This window comes from Rhizobium changzhiense, assembly GCF_013087625.1.
GTDB classification, from domain to species: domain Bacteria; phylum Pseudomonadota; class Alphaproteobacteria; order Rhizobiales; family Rhizobiaceae; genus Rhizobium; species Rhizobium sophorae.
The window spans coordinates 528,288-546,461 of the sequence record NZ_JABFCQ010000001.1; the positions used below are offsets into that span (position 1 = coordinate 528,288).

An 18,174-nucleotide genomic window follows, 5' to 3' on the forward strand; every position below is an offset into this window, starting at 1 on the left:
GGCAGATGAGGGGGTGAACGGCGGAGCCGCGAATGCTCGTAGCGCAGGCGAAGGGCAAGGAATAATGAAGGTTCTGCCGCGTGGCCCCCTCATCCGACCCTTCGGGCCACCTTCTCCCCGCTGGGGAGAAGAGGGAGCCCAGCCGCGACCTTAGCAGGCCGGGCAACAGACGCTATTCGGCCACCCCAATCGAAGCGAGATAGGCAGCGGAGGCCGGGATCTTCGACTTGTCCTTGATCTCGATGATGAGGCGCGGGTTGCTTTCGAGTTTGGCAAGGGCCGCGAAGACGGCATGCCAGCGGATCGTGCCTTCGCCGAGGCTCCAGTGGCGATCGGCATAGCCGTCGGCATCCTGCAGGTGGACATGCTGGAGGCGATTGCCGGCGGCCTTGACGTAATAATCGACCGGCGGAGCACCGGTATAACCGTGGGCATAATGGGCGTGGCCGGTATCGATCGAGACGGCGACGGCAGGCGAGTTGAAGCTTTCGGCGAGCGCCACGCGGATATGCGGATCCTTGTCCTCGATGTTCTCGATGACCATGGTGCAGCCGATATCCTCGGCGCGCCGGACGGCGTCGCGGAGCGTCATGTGCGTGCGCTCGACCAAGGCTTCGCGGGCGCCGGCATTGTCGTCGAGATTGTTGTAGGACCAGGAGGTGTAAGGGCTGTGGATGACCATATGGGTCGCGCCGATGGCAGCGCAGACATCGAGACCCTGCAGCAGGCGCCTTGTGACGACGGCGCGGATATCGGGATCTTCCGAGGCGATGGTGAAGCCCCAGAACGGGCCGTGAATACCGAGGCGGCCGCCATGACCGTCGAGAAGCCGCCTGGCGCGGGCGGCAAGCGGCGCCCAGTCGCCGTTCAGAACCTCGGCATCGATGAAGCTCTGCAATTCGAGATCGCGGGATTTTTCGAAGAGCCAATCACGGTGAAGTTCGACTTCATCGAGCGTCATAGCGGCGCCGACGACGGGAAGAGAGGACATGGATGCGCTCCATCAATGTGAATGATCAATGTAAATGCCGGGACGGCGTGGAAGGACGGCCCCAAGAACGGCCGCCGCGTTCTATGCGCCCCTTCTGTGTCGGCGGTATTACAGGCGCAGAGCCTTTCGAACCCTTCCGGCCTCCCTCATTTCCGCATAGCTGATGCGGCATTGACGGACCTTGCGGAAACGCCCCGAAGTACCGATATCGGGTCTGACGGTCTCGTGATGCAGTGGCGCGCGAGCAGCGCTGAACCCCTGGCAACGGAGCCGTTTGTTCAGCGCTTCGGCTGATGTAGGCCGCTTCTTTGAAGGCGTTCGGCGATGTCCCCCAACGACAGGGCGGGTTGTCAAAGGCATCGCAAAGGTCTAACGGCTGCGCCCGCAAGAAAAAGCCCATAAGAAAAAGCCCTGTAAGAAAAAGAAAGAGACATGATGTCCAACTCATTTGTGAAATTGCCTGCGAGCGACGAGGCCAAGCGGTTTTTCGTCCTCGGCGACCGGGTCGAGCGGCGGCTTAGAACCAGCGGTGCCTGGCTCAATATCTTCGACGTCACAGTGCCATCAGGCAGCCGGACACCGAAACATGCGCATGCGAGCCCGGAAGTGTTCCGCATCATCGAGGGCAAGCTGACGGTCTGGCGCCTGAGCGACAGCGGCCCCGAAGAGATTGAAGCCAGCGCCGGCGACATCGTCACCATCCCGCCCTTCATGGTGCATGGCTACGCCAACCGCGGAGCCGTCCCGGTGGTCTTTTCTGCGGTCGTCGATCGAGACATGGCCGAGTTTATCGAAGCGGAAGGCGCGACGGAGCCACCGAAGGCCAGCCCTTCGGCGGAAACCATCGCCCGCATGACCGCGGCCGCCAACGCCTACGGGATCACCATCCTCGCGGCCTAACGGCCGCATCTGGGAGCGTCATTCCGCGGCCATGCTCTCCTCGCGTGGGGGAACTTGGCTGAGAGCTGCAACTGCGAAGGAAGCGAGTGCATGAGCTGATAGCTCACAGTGGCTCGAATGCAGGGTGCCAATAATTCTGGGGTCCCATAAGGAGATGATTGAGGCGCAAAAGCAGGATGCGGCCGCCTCAATGTTTCTCGGAACGAACTCTTTAGTCGCGATGCCGGTGCAAACGAGCTCCCCGACATGCGCCTGAAGTCGCTTCAGATGGTCTCTGAACGATGGCCAACTGCCCTCTGCGGCAAGAACAACGAGATTGAACATCTGGTTGTCGCCGTGACGTGCCTGCAGCATCAGGCGGTGCTGTTCGAGCGCGATTTCTTTCAGCCGGCGCGCCGCACTGGTAAGCTCGCCGTCGGCAGATGGGGTGAAGGTGAGATCAGTTTCGAAGAAATTCCCGGCAATAGCATCCCAAATCGCCGCCTTGGAGGGGAAGATTTTGTACACGCATGCCGGCGACTTCCCCAGCAGTCGAGCGATATCGGCGACGTTTGTTTTCGAGGGCCCGTACAGCCGGCACGCTGCCGTGCCGGCTTCAATGATCGAGGACATATAGCCAGCCTGCGGCTGGTCTTTTACAGTCGTGCCAACTTCCATTTGCCAATCCTATCTGGTCCGCATGCTGGACGGGTCTCAGTCGGCGCCTGATCGAGGCGGCTGACGGTCAGTAGGCAATCTGACCATCCACCATCTTCCCCTCATTCGAGGAGAGTTCCCGCTTCAGGATTTCTCGCGCCTCCGGGCTGATGACCGCGACGGGAGCCGCAACGGCTACCCGCGCTGCCGAGCCGGCGAAATTGGCCGCTGTCATCCCGATCTGATCGGCAACGCTTGCCTTTCCGCCCTCGAGGCTCTGCCCCGCCAGCCGCCGCCCGAGCAAGCGCACGATCTCGGGACTGTCGGCGAAGGCATTGTGGCCGAGCGGATCGTTCGTCGCGATGGCGCTCGTGTCGATAACGGAAACGCCGAGTTCGTCGAGAAGAGGCGCGTAAGGTCTGAGATCGGACCCGCCGACGCGGCTGACGCCACCCGATAGCCAGCTCGACATCTCCAGGGCCTTGTCGCGTGTCGACGTCAGGATCGCAAAGTGCGGCCGTTTCGGCCCCATCTCGGTGAACTGGCGACGGAACACGTCGATGTCGATGTCCGGGGACGCGAGAACGACGTTCTTGACCTTCGTCGGGATTGATTTCTCGCGCATGGCGACGCCGCGCAGGGCCTCGGCCGCAAGCCAGCCGCCCATGGAATGGGCAAGGATCGTCACATCGGAGACGTCGGGACTTTTCGCAGCCTGGAGGATCAGATCCTCCAGAGCGCGACGCGAATAGTTGGCGCTCTCCTTGTCGTAGAGGTAGTCGAAGACACGGCCCCTTGATGGCCAGGTGAAGAGGATCGGTGCGGCGTCGGTTCCGGAGTCATGGACGATCTGCGCGAAGCGGAAGACAGCGTCGGCGTAGGTGTTGTTGAAGCCATGCACGAAAATGATGACCTGATGCTTCGTGTTTCTATTCTTCCGGTACCAGTCAAAAGCCTGGCCCTCGGATTGCACCTTGGCAACCTGCGTGACCGCAAACTCCTTTTGCGGGTTGGGCGGCATGCGGGATGGCCACTGCACCTCTCCAGCCTTGCGGTTCCGGTCGGGCGGGATGGATACGTCGACGCTGTTAAGGGAAATCGCCGTCCCGCGGTCGCCGGAAAAGAGTTTGCCGGGATTCTCCGAAGGCTTACGTGTCGTGGCGACCAGCATGGTGACCCGGCTTGTGCCGGTCGGGGTCACGGCGAGAGGCTGAAGGACATCCTGCACCCGGTTGGCGCAACCCGATGTAACAAGTGATAGGGCCACAAAGACCGGGACGGCGCGGCCCACGCGGGCAGCGATCGCCTTGGCGAACCCAAACCCGGTGAGACCCTGGGCAATGGGCCCAGGGAGTGAGTGCGATATGGTCATCTCAGTGCTGCTCGGCTTCGCGAGGAATCCGGAACCATGCGACGTAGAGCGCCGGCAGGAAGAGAAGCGTCAGTGCCGTTCCGACGACAATCCCACCCATCATCGCGTAAGCCATGGGACCCCAGAAAATCTCATGCGAGATAGGGATCAGGGCGAGCGTTGCGGCCGCGGCAGTGAGCATGATCGGCCGCATGCGGTGCTCGGTCGCCTCCACCACCGCCTTCCACGCCGACATTCCCTCTGCACGCAACTCCTCGATCTGCACGATCAGGATCACCGAGTTGCGGATGAGGATGCCGACCAGCGCGAGCACGCCCAGGAGCGCGACGAACCCAAGCGGCGAGTTGCTGGCAAGCAGCGCCACGACGACGCCGATGAGGGCCAGCGGCGCTACCGAGAAGACCAGGAACAGTCTGTGGAAGCTCTGAAGCTGGATCATCAGCAGCGTCGCCATGATGACGAACATGGCCGGCGCCACCTTCGCGATCGGACCCTGCGACTTGGCGCTTTCCTCGACTGCGCCGCCGACCTTCACGGAATACCCGGCCGGCATCGTCTTTTCGAAAGCCAAAACCTTGTCGGAGAGCGCCTTTACAACGGTCGCCGGCTGCGTCGCATCGCCGATCCCGGCCTTGATCGTGATGGTCGGAATTCTGTCGCGCCGCCAGATCGTCGGCTGTTCGAGCTCATAGTGGAAGGTTGCGACCGATGACAGCGGGACGGATTGACCGCTGCTGCTCTGCAGTTGCAGGTCAAGCAGGGTGTCGATCGAGCCCCGCTCCTTTTCCGCGGCACGGCCGATAACATCGACCAGATAGATGTCATCCCGGACCTGGGTGACGGCATTTCCTTGTACGACGGTGTTGAGCGCCATTGCGATGTCCTCAGACGAGACGCCGAGCTGTCGGGCCTTGTCCTGCAGCACGTCAATCTTCACGACGCGAGCCGGCTCGTTCCAGTCGAAGGCAATGTTCCTGAGAGAGGGATAGGTGCCGACGATCGAGCCCAGCTTCTGTGCGAGATCACGCACCGTCTGCAGATTTTCGCCGGACACACGGTACTGGATCGGCTTGCCAACCGGAGGCCCGATGTCCAGGAGCTTCACGTAAGCGTCCGTCCCCGGAAACGTCTTCTGAAGGTAGGTTTCCATCTGCTGCTTCAGCTTGTCGCGAACGTCGAGCCCCTTGGTGACAATGACCGTCTGGCCGAAAGAAACGTCAGCCGGCTGCACGTCGAAGGAAAGAACGAAGCGCGGCGCACCCCTGCCAACGTAAGTCGACCAATGCTCGACGCCAGGGTTGCCAGTCAGCATCTCCTGCTCGAACTGGGCCATCTGGCGGCTCGTTTCGGCAATCGAACTGTTCTGTGGCAGGTTCCAGTCGACGATAAGTTCCGGACGGTCGGAGCTCGGGAAAAACTGCTGTTGCACCATCGACAGGCCGGCGATCGATCCAGCAAAGAGAACGACTGTTGCGACGATCGTCATCCAGCGCCAACGCAGGCAGAATTGCAGCAGGCTGGAAAAAATCTTGGCAAAACGGCCCTTATGCTCGGCGTGCTTCTTCATTGTCTTCGGTAGAATGGTCACGCCAATGAGAGGCGTGAACAAGACTGCCACGACCCACGAAACGATCAGCGAAACCCCAATGACGACGAAAAGGGTGAAGGTGAACTCGCCGGCATTGCTCTTGTTGAAAGCGACGGGGATGAAACCCGCGACAGTGACGAGCGTGCCCGTCAGCATCGGGAAGGCGGTGGATGTGTAGACGTAGGTGGCCGCTGTCGTGAGACTGTCTCCCGCTTCCAGCCGTGCCACCATCATCTCGACGGCGATCATGGCGTCATCGACGAGGAGACCGAGCGCGATGATCAGCGCTCCGAGCGAGATGCGCTGCAGCGATATGCCGGTGTAGAACATGACCATGAAGGTGATGGCGAGAACGAGCGGGATCGCGATTGCCACCACCAGGCCGGCCCTCATCCCCAGACTGATGAAGCTGATCGCGAGCACGATCGCGACTGCCTCGAACAGGGCTTTCGTGAAGCCGCCGACGGCCTCCTCAACCACCTTCGGTTGGTCGGATACCTGTTCGACGGAGACGCCGACCGGGAGCTCCTGGGTGATTTTGCTCATCGTCTTCTCAAGCGCTTCGCCGAAGGCAAGCACATTGCCGCCCGTCTTCATGCCGATCGCAAGCCCGATGGCGGGCTTTCCGTTGAAGCGGAAGAGCGACGTCGGCGGGTCGACATAGCCGCGGGTGATCGTGGCGACGTCGGTCAGCGGGAAGAAGCGGTCGTTGACCCGAAGATTGATCCCACGCAAGGTGTCTTCGGAGATGAAGCGCCCGCCGACCCGCAAAGCGACCCGTTCCGGCCCGGTTTCGACAAAGCCGGACTGGGTGACGGCGTTCTGCGCCTGCAGCGTGGCAATGATGGCGGAGCGGTCGATGCCGAGGGCGGCGATCTTGCGGGTGGAGAACTCGAGGTAGATCACCTCATCCTGCGCGCCGACGATGTCGACCTTGCCGACGTCGGGGATGTTGAGGATCTGCGTTCGGGCATTCTCGGCGAAATCACGCAGTTCCCTCTGACTGAGGCCGTCTGCCGTGAAGGCAAAGATATTGCCATAGACGTCGCCGAACTGGTCATCGAAGAAGGGTCCGACCACGCCTTGGGGGAATTCGTGCTTGATATCGTCGATCAGGTTGCGCACCCGCGACCAGGTAGGCTTTACGTCCCGCGCATTCGTATCCGGCAGCAAATCGACGAAGACGATCGTTTGACCGGCAGTCGTAATGCTGCGGGTATGTTCCAGCTTGTCGAGCTCCTGGAGCTTCTTTTCGATGCGGTCGGTAACCTGCTGCGTCACCTCCTGGGCAGAAGCACCTGGCCACTGGGCCTGGATCACCATCGTCTTGATCGTGAAGGACGGATCCTCCTCGCGGCCGAGGCCGAGATAGGCAAAGGCGCCCGCCACCGCGAACATGATCATGAAGTACCAGACAAGCGAACGATGCTCGAGCGCCCAGTCAGAAAGGTTGAATTTATTCACGGGCGTGGCTCCTGTCCGAGTTGCACTTTCTGTCCATCGGTGAGTTCATCGACTCCGGCGATGACGATCTCTTCGCCTTCCCGCAGGCCCGCTTGAACCAGGACGGAACGGGGGGCGGACGCCGGGCCATTGAGTTCAACCGTCCTCAGGACGACCTGGGCCCTGGCGCGATCCACCACCCATACTTGGCTGCCACCGCCTTCGTGGCGGATGGCGGAGAGCGGCAGCGTGATCGCCTGCTTCCTTTCTCCGGCAAGCGGCGTCGCGGTGACCACGGCGCCAAGGCGGAAGATGTCCGGCGCCTGATCGATCCCGATCTTCAGCCGATAGGTGCGGGTATTGGCGTCGGCCTGCGGCGCGATCTCGCGGACGACGCCAATGGCCTGGATCCTGCTGTCGAGCTGGAGGGCGACGTTGAAGCGGTCGCCCAGGCGAACGCGACTGAACTGCGCTTCCGGCACGTCGACGACCACGTCGCGCTGCTCGAGACGTGCCAGTTTCAAGACCGGCTGGCCGGCCGAAACCGTCTGTCCCATTTCCGCGGACGTGGCGGTCACGACGCCATCGAACTCGGCCCTCAGCTCGGCGTAGCCGAGCTGCTCATTCGCCTTCGCAAGGCTGGCCGTCGCTTTCGCGACATTGGCGGCAGCAGATTTGAGCTGCTGTTCGGCAAGATCGTGATCTGCAATGCTTGCTGCGCTGCTCTGCATAAGCTTTCGCTTGCGGGTTTCCGTCGTCGCGGCATTCTCCAACTGCGCCTGGGCGTTGCGCAGTTCGGCTTCCGCGCTCTTGACTGCGAGCTGCAGAGTGAGAGGATCGATTTCCGCCAGGACATCGCCCTTGTGCACCAGGTCGCCGACATCGACCTTGCGAGAGACCATTCGCCCGAGCGTCCGAAACGCCAGGTCAGTCTCGATGCGTGCCCGCACCATGCCGGGCGAGCTTGCGATTTTGGCCTGTTCGGCCGTAGCCATGACAACTTTGACAGGACGGGGAGCCGCCGCCTCCCCGGCGACGGAGTTCTGATCGCAGCCTGCAAGCAATGACACTGACAGAAGAAGCGGGAGAGCGGTATATATGCGATTGAGGGTCATCTCACTTGCCTTCCCAGGCGACTGCCTGGCCTTCCTTGAGGAACTTTCCGCCTGCGGTGACGATCAGGTCGTGTGCGGCGACGCCGCCGGTGACGACGAAATCGCTCTGGCGATATCGGTCGACCGAAATCTTCCGGAGCGAAACGGAATGGTTTTGGGTGTTGACGAGCCACACGGCGGGTTCGCCTTCGGCTGATGCGATCGCGGTATAGGGGAGCACGATTCCGTCGCGCGGCGAGGCGCGCAGCTTGCCCACGACAGGCGTGCCGAGCGGCCATGGCGCGCCCTCCTGGAGCCCCACCTTGATCCGGATCGTGCCTGCCTTCGCGTCGATGACGGGCGAAACCTCGCGTATGCTGGCATGAACGTCGCGCGATGGGTCCGAGACCGGTGCGACCTCGACGTCGTTCAGCGGCCGGCCATCCAGAAAGAAGGCCTCGAAGACATCGAACACCGCATCCCGCGGTCCGTCATGGGCGAGCGTGAAGGCCGACTGCGCTGCTGACACCACCTGCCCGGCTTCGATGCCGCGCGCCGTGATGATGCCGTCCGCGGCGGCCTTCAACTCAGTGTAGGACAGCGCATCCTCTGCCGTCGCGAGCGCGGCCTCGGCGGCCTCGAGGGAAGCCTGCGCACTCAGCAGCTCCTTCTGCGCATCGTCAAAGACCGCCCGCGGAACAGCCTGCGACTGCAGGAGCGACTTCGCCCGGTCGAAGGCGAGTATCTTCTGCCTGGTGACGGCCTGCGCCGACTCCAGTGCCGCGCGGGCGACGCTGACGTCCGCCTGCTGTTCCGTGTCGTTGAGCCGGGCAAGGACGTCGCCGGCGTGGACATGCGATCCGACGTCGACCCTTCTCTCAAGAACCCGGCCGCTGACGCGAAAGGAGAGTTCGGTCTGAACCCTTGCCTTCACCTCGCCGGTGATTTCCGCCCCCGGTTGATACTGCGCGTTCGACGCCGCAACGACGCGGACCTGCTGCGGCGGCGGCGCCACTTCAGCTTTCTCCTCGCAGGCAGCCAGAACTGCGCAGGCGAGACCAATTCCCAACAATCGAGAGGACTGCATTTTTTGCTCCGGTACGGTTTTGCGAAGAGAGCCGCATTGTTGATCGGCCAGCTTCAATCTGCTGCTAACAGGCTGTTGCCAGATGTTGACAGCGCCCACTTAAGGGTTAAAGTAGACGATGTCAACATCCCCGTCAGAAAATGTTGACACGCGCAACACGGACATAGGTGAAGCAGATGCGGTTAGCCGCCGGACAGCCAAACAATTCCAATTGGATGATCGAACGAGGTGTTAAAAAAACATCGCGGGCGGAACGGAAGGCGCGGCGTCCTCATGAAATACTGGAGGCCGCGTTCGAGGAGTTTGCGGCAAAAGGTTATGCGGCAACGCGAGTTGAAGATATCGCGACTCGACTGCGGATAACAAAGGGAACGGTCTACCTCTATTTCCCGACCAAGGACGTTCTTTTCCAGGAGATGTTTCGCCATGCGGCAACGTCATCCGCAGACCTGTCGACCGCCATCGGCTGCCTCCGGGGATCCTGCGCGGAGCGGATCCGCGACCTGCTGCTTATCGCTTATGAAAACACGGCCAACGACCGAAAGACGAGAGAACTCCTGCGCTTGTCCGTCGCCGAAGGAGCTCGTCTTCCCGAAATGGTCGATTGTCGTCATGAGCTGTTCATCGCACCGACGCTTGCAGCCCTCACGGCGTTGGTCAAAGAAGGCGTGAAATCGGGAGAGTTGAGACAAGATACAGCGGCCGACACGCCGGACGTGCTCGCGAGCTCAATTTTTCAGGTTGCCGCCTGGCGTCTGATGTCTGCGGATCGAGAGCCGATCGATGGCAAGGCGCTTATGGAGTCGCACATTGACCTCGTCATGCACGGACTCGTGCAGCCTTCGGGACGAATGGCCTGATTTGGCGAGGTACGTCAGAGCGGACGGAGCTGTGCAGTTTTCGATGCCGGCAAAGGCCGGATACGTCGTGCGACGTCCGGCCTCAACCTCTTCGCCATGCTGAGCTGAATCTAATTCCCGCCAGGCACGCGATTGTAATCCGACGTTGGGACTTCGCCTGTGACCAAGATGTTTCCCTGGATCTTATAGACGATCCGTAGATTGGCGGCTGCGGCCTGAAGCCAACCGACCGCATCTTCCGACGTCCATGCCGTGCCCTCCGGCGGCAGGCTCTCAAACAGGCCGGCAATCAGGGGATTCACGGACTGGGAGTTGCCATTGCGGCCGCCCTGGTTCGCCCCGCCCTCCGCGCCGTCAACGGGCGGGCCGGCGCGGCTCTGGTCGGAAGATCTCGCATATATTCCGCCAGAAGAGCCTGAAGATCTCGCGTGAGACGAACCCGAAGAGGCCCCGTGAGACGGACCAGACGACGCCGCGTTAGCAGAGCCCGCGCTGTCTTGGGACGAACTCGAGGACGCTGCGCCGGAGGAACCCGCAGAGGATCCAGACTGATCTCCATAGGAAGAATATGTCGTTCCGCCGGTGCTCGAGGCGGCTGCCGCGCCGGTGACGACGCCTGCCGCATACCCGCCCAGAACGTAGGCTCCGCGGCGATAATATCCACGCCCATAGTCTCCACCGCCATACTCTCCGTGACCATGGCCGCCGACGCCGTCTCCACGACCATAATATCCACGGCCAAAGTATCCGTTGCCGTTGCCCGAGACCTTGAGATCGCCGGAATTGTTAACGGTGAGGTTGCCGGAGTCCTTGGCGACGATATTGCCCCCGGAGTTCATGAAGGCGCGGCTCCCGTTGACGTTACCGCCCGAGTTCAGCGTGTTGCGGATCTTTCCGGACACGTTGCTCCCTCTGCGGCCAGGCCCCTCCGCCAATCGCCCCTTTGCGCCGCCGACATCTGGCATACGAGTACGTGGGTTTGCCGGAGGACGTTTCTGCGCGCTCACCGGCGGCCGACGGTGGCTCGCCATCGGCGGACGCGGGGTACGGCCTATCTGCGGACGTGGGGGCCCGCCCGGCCCGACCGACGGGAAATGGGGTGGGCCTCCAGACGGCAGGGGCGGCGGACCACCGGGCGGCGGTCCAAACTGACCGAAGGCCGCATCCGATGTAATGGCCGTGAAAGCGAGAAAAGCAAAGCAGGTGCGCTTCAGATAGTTCATCACTTGCTTCCTTTCGTTCCCGATGCGACGGCTGGCGTCAGGTCGATCTTTTTCACATCGGCGGGAGGTTCAAAGGTGAATTCGGAGTCGGACAGAGGGGGCTCGGTCTTCCAGCTCGTGAATTCGGCGACGAAGCTTGGTTGGCCCTGCAGCAACGGGTAGGTGACGACCAGACGATGCGGCGTCGCCGCGGCATTCTTCTCGACCCACAGTTCCAGATCGATGCCGGACTTCTGAGAGAAAAACAGATGCCGGCACTCGACGCCGTCGACGGTAGCCGTTCCCACCTGCCAGGCGGCCAAGGCATCGCCCAACAGGACCTTGTCTGGAAAGTCTGCAAAAAGGGCGCCGAGCGGAAAATCGACGTCCAGCTTGGTTGCCACCTCGTTGAGCGCAGATGGTATGTCGCCCGAGGCCGGGATCGTTGCGTATTTCTTGCTGTCGGGAAAGAAGACCGAGGCCGACTTGCCGTCGTAGAACAGATCGTGCCTACCATCATCGCCGGTAAACTCGACGGCGATCCGGTCGGGACGGCGCACGGTGATTTTCATCGTATGGAAGATGTGAAGCGGTTGTCCGGACTGATCCAAGTAAATGCTGATCGTTTTCGCCGTGATCGTCAGGTCCCTGGCAAGGAGCGTCTTTCCCATCTGCGAAACGGCGGTCGCGGCCTCGTCGCTGATCGCCCGTTTTATCGGCGGGGTCGGCTCATCCGCACGGGCTGTCGGCAGCGCGGCGAATCCTACGAACATGGCGAGCGCAGTAGTCTGGACGGCATTCCGCAGTATCGCAGTCACGCCACGCACGCTTGCACCGTCGACAGAGTGACTCGTGGCCACCAAGGGTCGCCCGGCCTTCGTGAGGAGCCGCCGCAAACCATTACAGACTTCCATGTTCATTTCCTTTGATACTAAACGAGATAGCGCGAGCCGCTGCGGCTCGTCGCGAGGTAGAGTTGGTCCGGGTTGCTGGAGCGTTTCTGTCGCACGGCGCCGCTAAGCGTGCCGTCCGTCTGTCCGCAATCGATCCTACTGCATGAACCAGCCGTGGCTCACGACCAGCGACTGACCCGTCACGGAATTGGACCTGGCCGCGGCGAAATAGAGAACAGCGTCTGCCACGTCATCGGTGCTGGTGAACTCGCCGTCGACCGTGTCCTTGAGCATCACCGTCTTGACCACCTGCTCCTCGCTGATGCCGAGCTCCCGCGCCTGCTCGGGGATCTGTTTGTCAACGAGCGGCGTGCGCACGAAGCCGGGGCAGACCACGTTGGCCGTGACGTTGTGTTCGGCCCCTTCCTTTGCCAGTACCTTGGCCAGTCCGATCAGTCCGTGCTTGGCCGTGACATAGGGCGCCTTCAGCTTCGAGGCTTCCTTGGAGTGCACGGAGCCCATGTAAATCACCCGGCCGTAATTGGCGGCATACATGTGCTTGAGGCAGGCGCGAGTGGTCAGAAAGGCGCCGTCGAGATGGATCGAAAGCAGCTTTCTCCAGTCAGCAAAGGGAAAGTCGACCAGCGGCTTGACGATCTGGATGCCGGCGTTGCTGACCAGCACGTCGATCTTGCCGAACCTGGCGATCACCTCGCCAACTGCCTTTTCCACCTGCTCTTCGTCGGCGACGTTCATCGCCACGGCGAAGGCATCGCCGCCCTTCTCCTTGAGCTCGGCGGCCGTTGCCTTCGCGGCGTCGAGATTGAGGTCGGCGATCACGGGAATGCCGCCTTCGGCTGCGAAGCGAAGCGCGATTTCCTTGCCGATGCCGCTCGCGGCTCCGGTGATAATCGCTACTCTTCCATCAAATCGAGACATGGATAGTTCCTTTCAGTTGCGGGAGATCAGTCGTGTTGGAGGTAGTCGAATACGACCTCGCCGAGGCCGAGCGTCAGGCCGGCGACGTAATGGCTGGCCGAGGTGACTTCGCGCACGGGTAGACGCGCGACGTCGCACATTGCGTGTTCGAACAATTGCAGGGCTGCCGGCCCGGCCCATGCGCCCTTCAGGGTCACATCCTCGAGATAGTAGCGCACGAGTTCGCAAATCCGGGGCGAACCGTCGACGTGCGGGATGACCTTCAGCACGAAGGCGGGCTTCGCCATTGCCTTGGCCAGCGGCTCAAGCGGGAGCTCGCGATGCTTGTAGCCCATGGTCGCCCTCACGCAGAGAACCGAGCCGTAGTGGAGCGTCCCGACGAGCGTCTCCTGCTCGTGAGACAGCTTCGGCGTCGCCAGCTTCTTCGGAAAGCCCCAGATCTCGCGGCCGCCGGCGATCGGAGAGTTGTCGTCAAGATACATGGCATGCACGTAGCTGCCTTCCTGCACCTTGCCCGACGGCGTCGTGAAGCGCACCGGAATGACCTGCCCGGTTTCCGTATAGTCGCCAAAACCCGTGGAATCCGGCATGCGGATGAATTCATAGGCGACGGTGTCGCCGATCACTTCCAGCGGCTCCGGCACGACGGCGCGCAGGGTCTCCGGATCGGTCCGGTAGTTGATGACTACAAATTCGCGGTTGTAGAATTTGTATGGTGGCCTCGGATAGGCCGGATTGTTGAGCGGCATCGCGAAGGCGTTTTCGCGGACTGCGGCGATCTTCATAGTCGTGCTCTTCTCTTTGGGTGAAATCTCAATCGAAGTCGAAAATGGCGACGCCGTCCGGCGTGCCGGGCCGCTGCAGCACCTCGGGGTGGCGCAATGTTTGAAGGGCGTCGTTGTAGCCGGAGGCCCAGTGCTCCTCCATCGTCAGCCGGGAGAACTCGTAATCCTTGGAGCTCGCTTCGTATTTCTTGGCGCGATATATGAGCTGTACGATGTTGTAGACCTTCTCGTCGGCCTGATCGACGAGCAGCTTGATCTCCGGGTCGGCTTGCAGCAGCGCGTCCTGCGGGACGAGCTCCACGAGATGGCCGAGTGCGCGGCGCAGCCGCTGTTGCGTCTTGAAATGGTCGGTCGCCGCGCGCGTGCGGCTCGAGAAGCGGATATCCTTCTGCCGCAGTTCGATTCCGAGGAGGTCACGCGGGAACTCGCCACTCGCGCTCCAGAGATCGACTTGAAAAGCCAGCGTGTCCTGGCGCGGCGCGTTATCGAGGACCCATTGCAGCGGCGTGTTGGAGATGAGGCCGCCGTCCCAGTAACACTCGCCGTCGATCCTCGTGGCCGGGAAGCCAGGCGGCAGGGAGCCGCTCGCCATGATATGTTCGGGGCGGATAGTGTGGGTGGTGGTGTCGAAGTACTCGAAGTTGCCGGTGCGCACGTTGACGGCGCCGACGCTGAAACGCATGGCCCCTGTATTGATGCGGTCGAAGTCCACCAGCCGTTCCAGCGTCGCCTTCAGCGGTGCGACGTCATAGAAGCTTTCCGCCTCGATACTGCCGGCGGCGGAAAAGAAGGGTGGCACCGGACGGGGCGTGAAGAAGCCCGCGGCGCCGTCCATAAGGGTGGCGAAGGCATGTGCCTGATTGAGCAGGCCACGCGCGAAATCACCCTGGAACCCCATCGCCCCCAGCATCGCCGAAAACAGAGTGGGAAACCCGTGAGCCGGGGCGGTTACCGTCTCCCAGAAGCCCCGGAGCGCCTCCACTCGTCTTTCAGGCGGATTGCCCGCAATCAGGGCACTGTTGATGGCACCGATAGAGATGCCGGCGACCCAGTCAGGATGCAGACCGGCTTCGGCCAATGCTTGATAGACGCCGGCCTGATATGAACCGAGCGCCCCTCCGCCTTGCAACAGCAGCGCGATACGCTCGAATGGCGGACGCTCCGCTATGCGGTGCCTGTTGTTTTTGACGGGATGTTGAGCGGCCATGCAGTTTACCTCGGTTGTTGATCCCACTGCCGTTCCAGATCGGCCGCAGCATATGTTGACATCGCCCACTTAGGTGTTAGAGTGGACAATGTCAACATATGCTCGGCATAATGTTGACGCGAGCAACTTAACAATCTAAATGGATGGCATGACCCAAGACATTTCCCCGAAAGACCCGCGCCCGTACCACCATGGCGACCTGCATAGGGCGATCGTAGAAGCCGCCCTGGACGTCCTCAGCGAGTCTCAAAGCACGGAGTTTTCGCTTCGTGAGCTCGCACGTCGGGCGGGCGTCAGTCACAACGCCCCCTACAAACACTTCGCCGATAAGCGGGAATTGCTGGCAGCCGTCTCGGCGGTCGGATTTGAGCTCCTTGCGAAGCGGATGGCCGAAGCGACCAAGGAACTCGACAGTCCGCGCGAGCGGCTGGCAGCTATGGCGCGTGCATATGTCTCCGGCGGCGTCAACAATCCGGCGCTCTACAGATTGATGTTCGGCGGCTACCTTGGCGGTCAGGAGGATGGGCGTCCCGCGATCGAAAGAACCGCGGCAAATAACATGAAAGCCCTTGTGGTAGAGGCGATATGCGACGGCGCTCTCGGGCGCCTCATTCCAGACACCGCGGCAAACACACGTAAGATTGATGGGGCTATTCTAATATTCTGGTCGCATATGCATGGACTCACCTTGCTGCTGGTGGACCGCCTCGTCGGCCCCAGCGACAAGATGGAGGAGCTGACCGAGGGCGTCTTGCAAGGCATGCTCGACGGATTGGCAAATTGTATCCCTGAGATACCAGCCGGCGTCTGGGTCGGGCCTCCGGCTCCCGAGTAGAGCCTCCCAAGCTTCGCGCTGGCAAACCTTTGACTTTTTGACCAGCACGCTTGGGCATTGGGCTAACCGCCACCCGCCCTGTCATTTACGTGGTGCTCGCGCCGGCTCTTTCCGAGAGGAGAAATCTCATGGACGCATACATCTCTGCTCTGATGGGGCTCGCCGGCATCGCGATTGGCAGCCTGACCTCGTTTGCCTCCACCTGGATGACGCATCGATCACAGGTGAAGGAAAAACAACGCGAGGCCGAGATTGCCAAACGCGAAAAGCTGTTTTCCGATTTCATCACCGAAGCCACGCGGCTTTATGGTGACGCAATAAGCCACCAGAAGGACGACGTCTCCGACCTCGTGCTGCTTTATGCATTGGTCGCCCACATGCGTCTGATCGCATCCCGTGCGGTCGTGGATGGAGCCGAGCTGGCAATGGTAAGGATCGTCGAGACCTATTTGACGCCAAATCGCTCACTCTCTGAAATCCGCGATCTCGCGCGTTCCGGCGAGATGAACTTTCTCCTCGATTTTGGTGAGGCTTGCCGGGCAGAATTGGCGGCGGGGGGCCTGTCTCCCCGGCGATAGGATTTTGCGGAACACGGTAGCAAAGGAGGATGCGCCCGTTGCGAGCACAGTTTTTGTCTGTCGTCAGTCATCTCGAACGCGCGCGGCCAAAGCTTACGGGATCACCATCCTCGCCCCTTGGCGGCGGAGGGCGTGATGCCGTTTTCGGGCGACACCACGCTCTCCTTCGTCGCTTGCCCTATAGTTTTGGGGCAGGCTCCGGCGGCTATTTTATTAGCCGGTTGAAAGGACCGGATGGCGGCTCTATGCCCGGAGCAACGTCGAAGACATATTGGTTGCCTCTGCCGACACCGGCAGGCAGGCGTGCGATCGGCTTCCTGATCGTGTAAAACTGCCTGCCATTCGACTCGATCGATCCGTCCTGCAAGAGCTTGATCAGCCCGGCCTCAGCCGGCGGAATCTGGTAAGGCACAACATCGGCCGAAGCCACGACGCCGCCAGCGTTGATCTCGACAAGGCCGCCTGGATGGCGGCTACGCAGAATCTTGTATGGATCCGCATCCAAGCCTGCCGGCATCCGCGGAGGTGGAACGGCTGTCCGTTTGCCCGGCGTCTTTTCCGGCACAGTGGCGTCGGAGGGCAGCTTCATGCTGACACGCGGACCGTCGAACATGCCGCGAACAGGCCTGCCGATAGCATCCTGGAACGCAGCGGCGGTCGCCTGGGCCGCGCTCGGCCGATCCGTCAGCCGGGTAGAAATGCAGTCGGTGTCGGGCAGCAGCGTGACGACGTCTTTCGGCAGACCGACGACGCCGGCCGCTTTCGTTGACGACATCGCGACAAAACGGGTGACGCGTTTGACGTCGCCGGTGACGCGCCAGATGGTCGGCAGCCGGGCCAACGCCACGATGTAAAGCGGTGTTTCACCGGGTTCCACGACGATCTCGGCGGTCTCGGTGACCTCGTCCTGCCCGACAAGGCTGACGCTGGAAAGCGCGCCGACGCCGACAGTATTGGCGAAGAACACCTCCTCCTGACCGACGGCGCGCGGGAACTTGCAGCCGGCGACTTCCTCCTTGCGTTGCAGCACCTCGTTGTCTTGCGAATTTTCAGCAGAGACAACCGTCCTTTCCGCTTTGCTCAGAACACCATCCCTGTCGTGGTCGTAATAGGCGAAGGCGGCGCGGCCGAGCTGTTCCAGCTCAGTCGCCGTCAAAGTGCCGTCGTGGTTTGGATCAACGGCGAGAAGCTGCTGGAGCCGACCGGCGACATCGCGGCCGGATTCCGCCTGACCTGGTTTTTCGGCAGCCGCTTTCGCTTCTTCGAAAGTCACTGTGCCGTTGCCATCGAGGTCGAGCTTGGCGAAGCGCTGGCCAAGCGCGGAGGAGATATCGATGGATGTCTCGTACCAGGACTGCTCCTGCGCATCCTTGAATTCGGCAAGCGTCAAACGGCCGTCTCCGTCGAGATCGGAAGAGAAGAAAGCGGCGACACCCGAAGCGCGTTGCCTTGCCGCGGCGATCTGCTTCGACCGCTCGACATCCTCCTGCCTCAGGACCCGATCGGGACCGGCCGAGGCGCGAAACGGCTGGAACAGTTGCGCCATGTAGCTTTCAGGAAAACTCGTCATACCCTGACGCAGCGCCGGCGCCGGACGCCAGCCATTCGGCAGCTCCTGAGCCTCTGACGGCGTGGCCAGGCAGGTAAAAAGCCCCGCAATACATATTCCTGAAGCCGTCGCGCGCAATGCAACCCTCATTCCGTCCCCCTGAAAATTTCGTCCATAAATAGCTGAGGCGCACGAACCTTTCGTTGCGAAAACTC

16 protein-coding genes are annotated in these 18,174 nt (G+C 61.6%); 4 read left to right on the forward strand and 12 right to left on the reverse strand.

The annotated features are described in order from the left end of the window. Positions 1-172 precede the first annotated feature (172 nt). Positions 173-991 carry a sugar phosphate isomerase/epimerase family protein gene (locus tag G9X68_RS02650; RefSeq protein WP_171601159.1) on the reverse strand — a complete coding sequence of 273 codons (819 nt, stop codon included), beginning with the start codon at positions 989-991 and terminating at the stop codon, positions 173-175. A gap of 432 nt (positions 992-1,423) precedes the next feature. Here G9X68_RS02650 and G9X68_RS02655 point away from each other — a divergent pair, with 432 nt between their 5' ends. After that, complete coding sequence (locus tag G9X68_RS02655) at positions 1,424-1,891, forward strand: cupin domain-containing protein (protein ID WP_171601160.1); 468 nt, start codon at positions 1,424-1,426, stop codon at positions 1,889-1,891. A gap of 18 nt (positions 1,892-1,909) precedes the next feature. Here the strand turns inward: G9X68_RS02655 and G9X68_RS02660 are convergent, their stop codons facing one another. The 5 genes from G9X68_RS02660 to G9X68_RS02680 form a co-directional block, all read right to left on the reverse strand. Continuing rightward, on the reverse strand, positions 1,910-2,548 hold the full coding sequence (locus G9X68_RS02660) for a TetR family transcriptional regulator (RefSeq protein WP_171601161.1): 639 nt from the start codon (positions 2,546-2,548) through the stop codon (positions 1,910-1,912). A 67-nt stretch (positions 2,549-2,615) separates the two neighbouring features. After that, on the reverse strand, positions 2,616-3,899 hold the full coding sequence (locus G9X68_RS02665; protein WP_171601162.1) for an alpha/beta hydrolase: 1,284 nt from the start codon (positions 3,897-3,899) through the stop codon (positions 2,616-2,618). Between the two features lies 1 nt (position 3,900). Then, positions 3,901-6,951 (reverse strand): efflux RND transporter permease subunit, encoded by a 3,051-nt coding sequence (locus tag G9X68_RS02670; RefSeq protein WP_171601163.1) that lies wholly within the window; start codon positions 6,949-6,951, stop codon positions 3,901-3,903. Further along, positions 6,948-8,045 (reverse strand): efflux RND transporter periplasmic adaptor subunit, encoded by a 1,098-nt coding sequence (locus G9X68_RS02675; RefSeq protein WP_171601164.1) that lies wholly within the window; start codon positions 8,043-8,045, stop codon positions 6,948-6,950. Before G9X68_RS02675 ends, G9X68_RS02670 begins: the two co-directional genes overlap by 4 nt. Before the next feature lies 1 nt (position 8,046). Next, positions 8,047-9,111 (reverse strand): efflux RND transporter periplasmic adaptor subunit, encoded by a 1,065-nt coding sequence (locus G9X68_RS02680; protein ID WP_171601165.1) that lies wholly within the window; start codon positions 9,109-9,111, stop codon positions 8,047-8,049. A 176-nt stretch (positions 9,112-9,287) separates the two neighbouring features. Here G9X68_RS02680 and G9X68_RS02685 point away from each other — a divergent pair, with 176 nt between their 5' ends. Beyond that, the gene (locus G9X68_RS02685; protein ID WP_244956093.1) at positions 9,288-9,971 is read left to right on the forward strand and encodes a TetR/AcrR family transcriptional regulator; all 684 of its coding nucleotides are present in this window, start codon (positions 9,288-9,290) and stop codon (positions 9,969-9,971) included. Positions 9,972-10,081: 110 nt separating this feature from the next. Here the strand turns inward: G9X68_RS02685 and G9X68_RS31725 are convergent, their stop codons facing one another. From G9X68_RS31725 to G9X68_RS02710, 5 genes are all read right to left on the reverse strand, one after another. After that, positions 10,082-10,873 (reverse strand): hypothetical protein, encoded by a 792-nt coding sequence (locus tag G9X68_RS31725; protein ID WP_342355310.1) that lies wholly within the window; start codon positions 10,871-10,873, stop codon positions 10,082-10,084. Positions 10,874-11,193: 320 nt separating this feature from the next. Beyond that, complete coding sequence (locus G9X68_RS02695; protein ID WP_171601166.1) at positions 11,194-12,087, reverse strand: DUF2092 domain-containing protein; 894 nt, start codon at positions 12,085-12,087, stop codon at positions 11,194-11,196. 135 nt (positions 12,088-12,222) lie between these two features. Beyond that, positions 12,223-13,005, reverse strand: coding sequence for a 3-hydroxybutyrate dehydrogenase (locus tag G9X68_RS02700; protein ID WP_171601167.1), 783 nt, complete (start codon positions 13,003-13,005; stop codon positions 12,223-12,225). 26 nt (positions 13,006-13,031) lie between these two features. Then, the gene (locus tag G9X68_RS02705; RefSeq protein WP_171601168.1) at positions 13,032-13,790 is read right to left on the reverse strand and encodes an acetoacetate decarboxylase; all 759 of its coding nucleotides are present in this window, start codon (positions 13,788-13,790) and stop codon (positions 13,032-13,034) included. A gap of 28 nt (positions 13,791-13,818) precedes the next feature. Continuing rightward, complete coding sequence (locus tag G9X68_RS02710; RefSeq protein WP_171601169.1) at positions 13,819-14,997, reverse strand: patatin-like phospholipase family protein; 1,179 nt, start codon at positions 14,995-14,997, stop codon at positions 13,819-13,821. A gap of 148 nt (positions 14,998-15,145) precedes the next feature. Here G9X68_RS02710 and G9X68_RS02715 point away from each other — a divergent pair, with 148 nt between their 5' ends. Together G9X68_RS02715 and G9X68_RS02720 are read left to right on the forward strand one after the other, a co-directional pair. Further along, positions 15,146-15,832, forward strand: a complete 687-nt coding sequence (locus G9X68_RS02715; RefSeq protein ID WP_171601170.1) for a TetR/AcrR family transcriptional regulator — start codon at positions 15,146-15,148, stop codon at positions 15,830-15,832. 128 nt (positions 15,833-15,960) lie between these two features. Continuing rightward, positions 15,961-16,410 carry a hypothetical protein gene (locus G9X68_RS02720; RefSeq protein WP_171601171.1) on the forward strand — a complete coding sequence of 150 codons (450 nt, stop codon included), beginning with the start codon at positions 15,961-15,963 and terminating at the stop codon, positions 16,408-16,410. 205 nt (positions 16,411-16,615) lie between these two features. Here the strand turns inward: G9X68_RS02720 and G9X68_RS02725 are convergent, their stop codons facing one another. Beyond that, a complete protein-coding gene (locus tag G9X68_RS02725; RefSeq protein WP_171601172.1) occupies positions 16,616-18,109 on the reverse strand; it encodes an EF-hand domain-containing protein in 1,494 nt (497 codons plus the stop codon). Between the last annotated feature and the right edge of the window lie 65 nt (positions 18,110-18,174).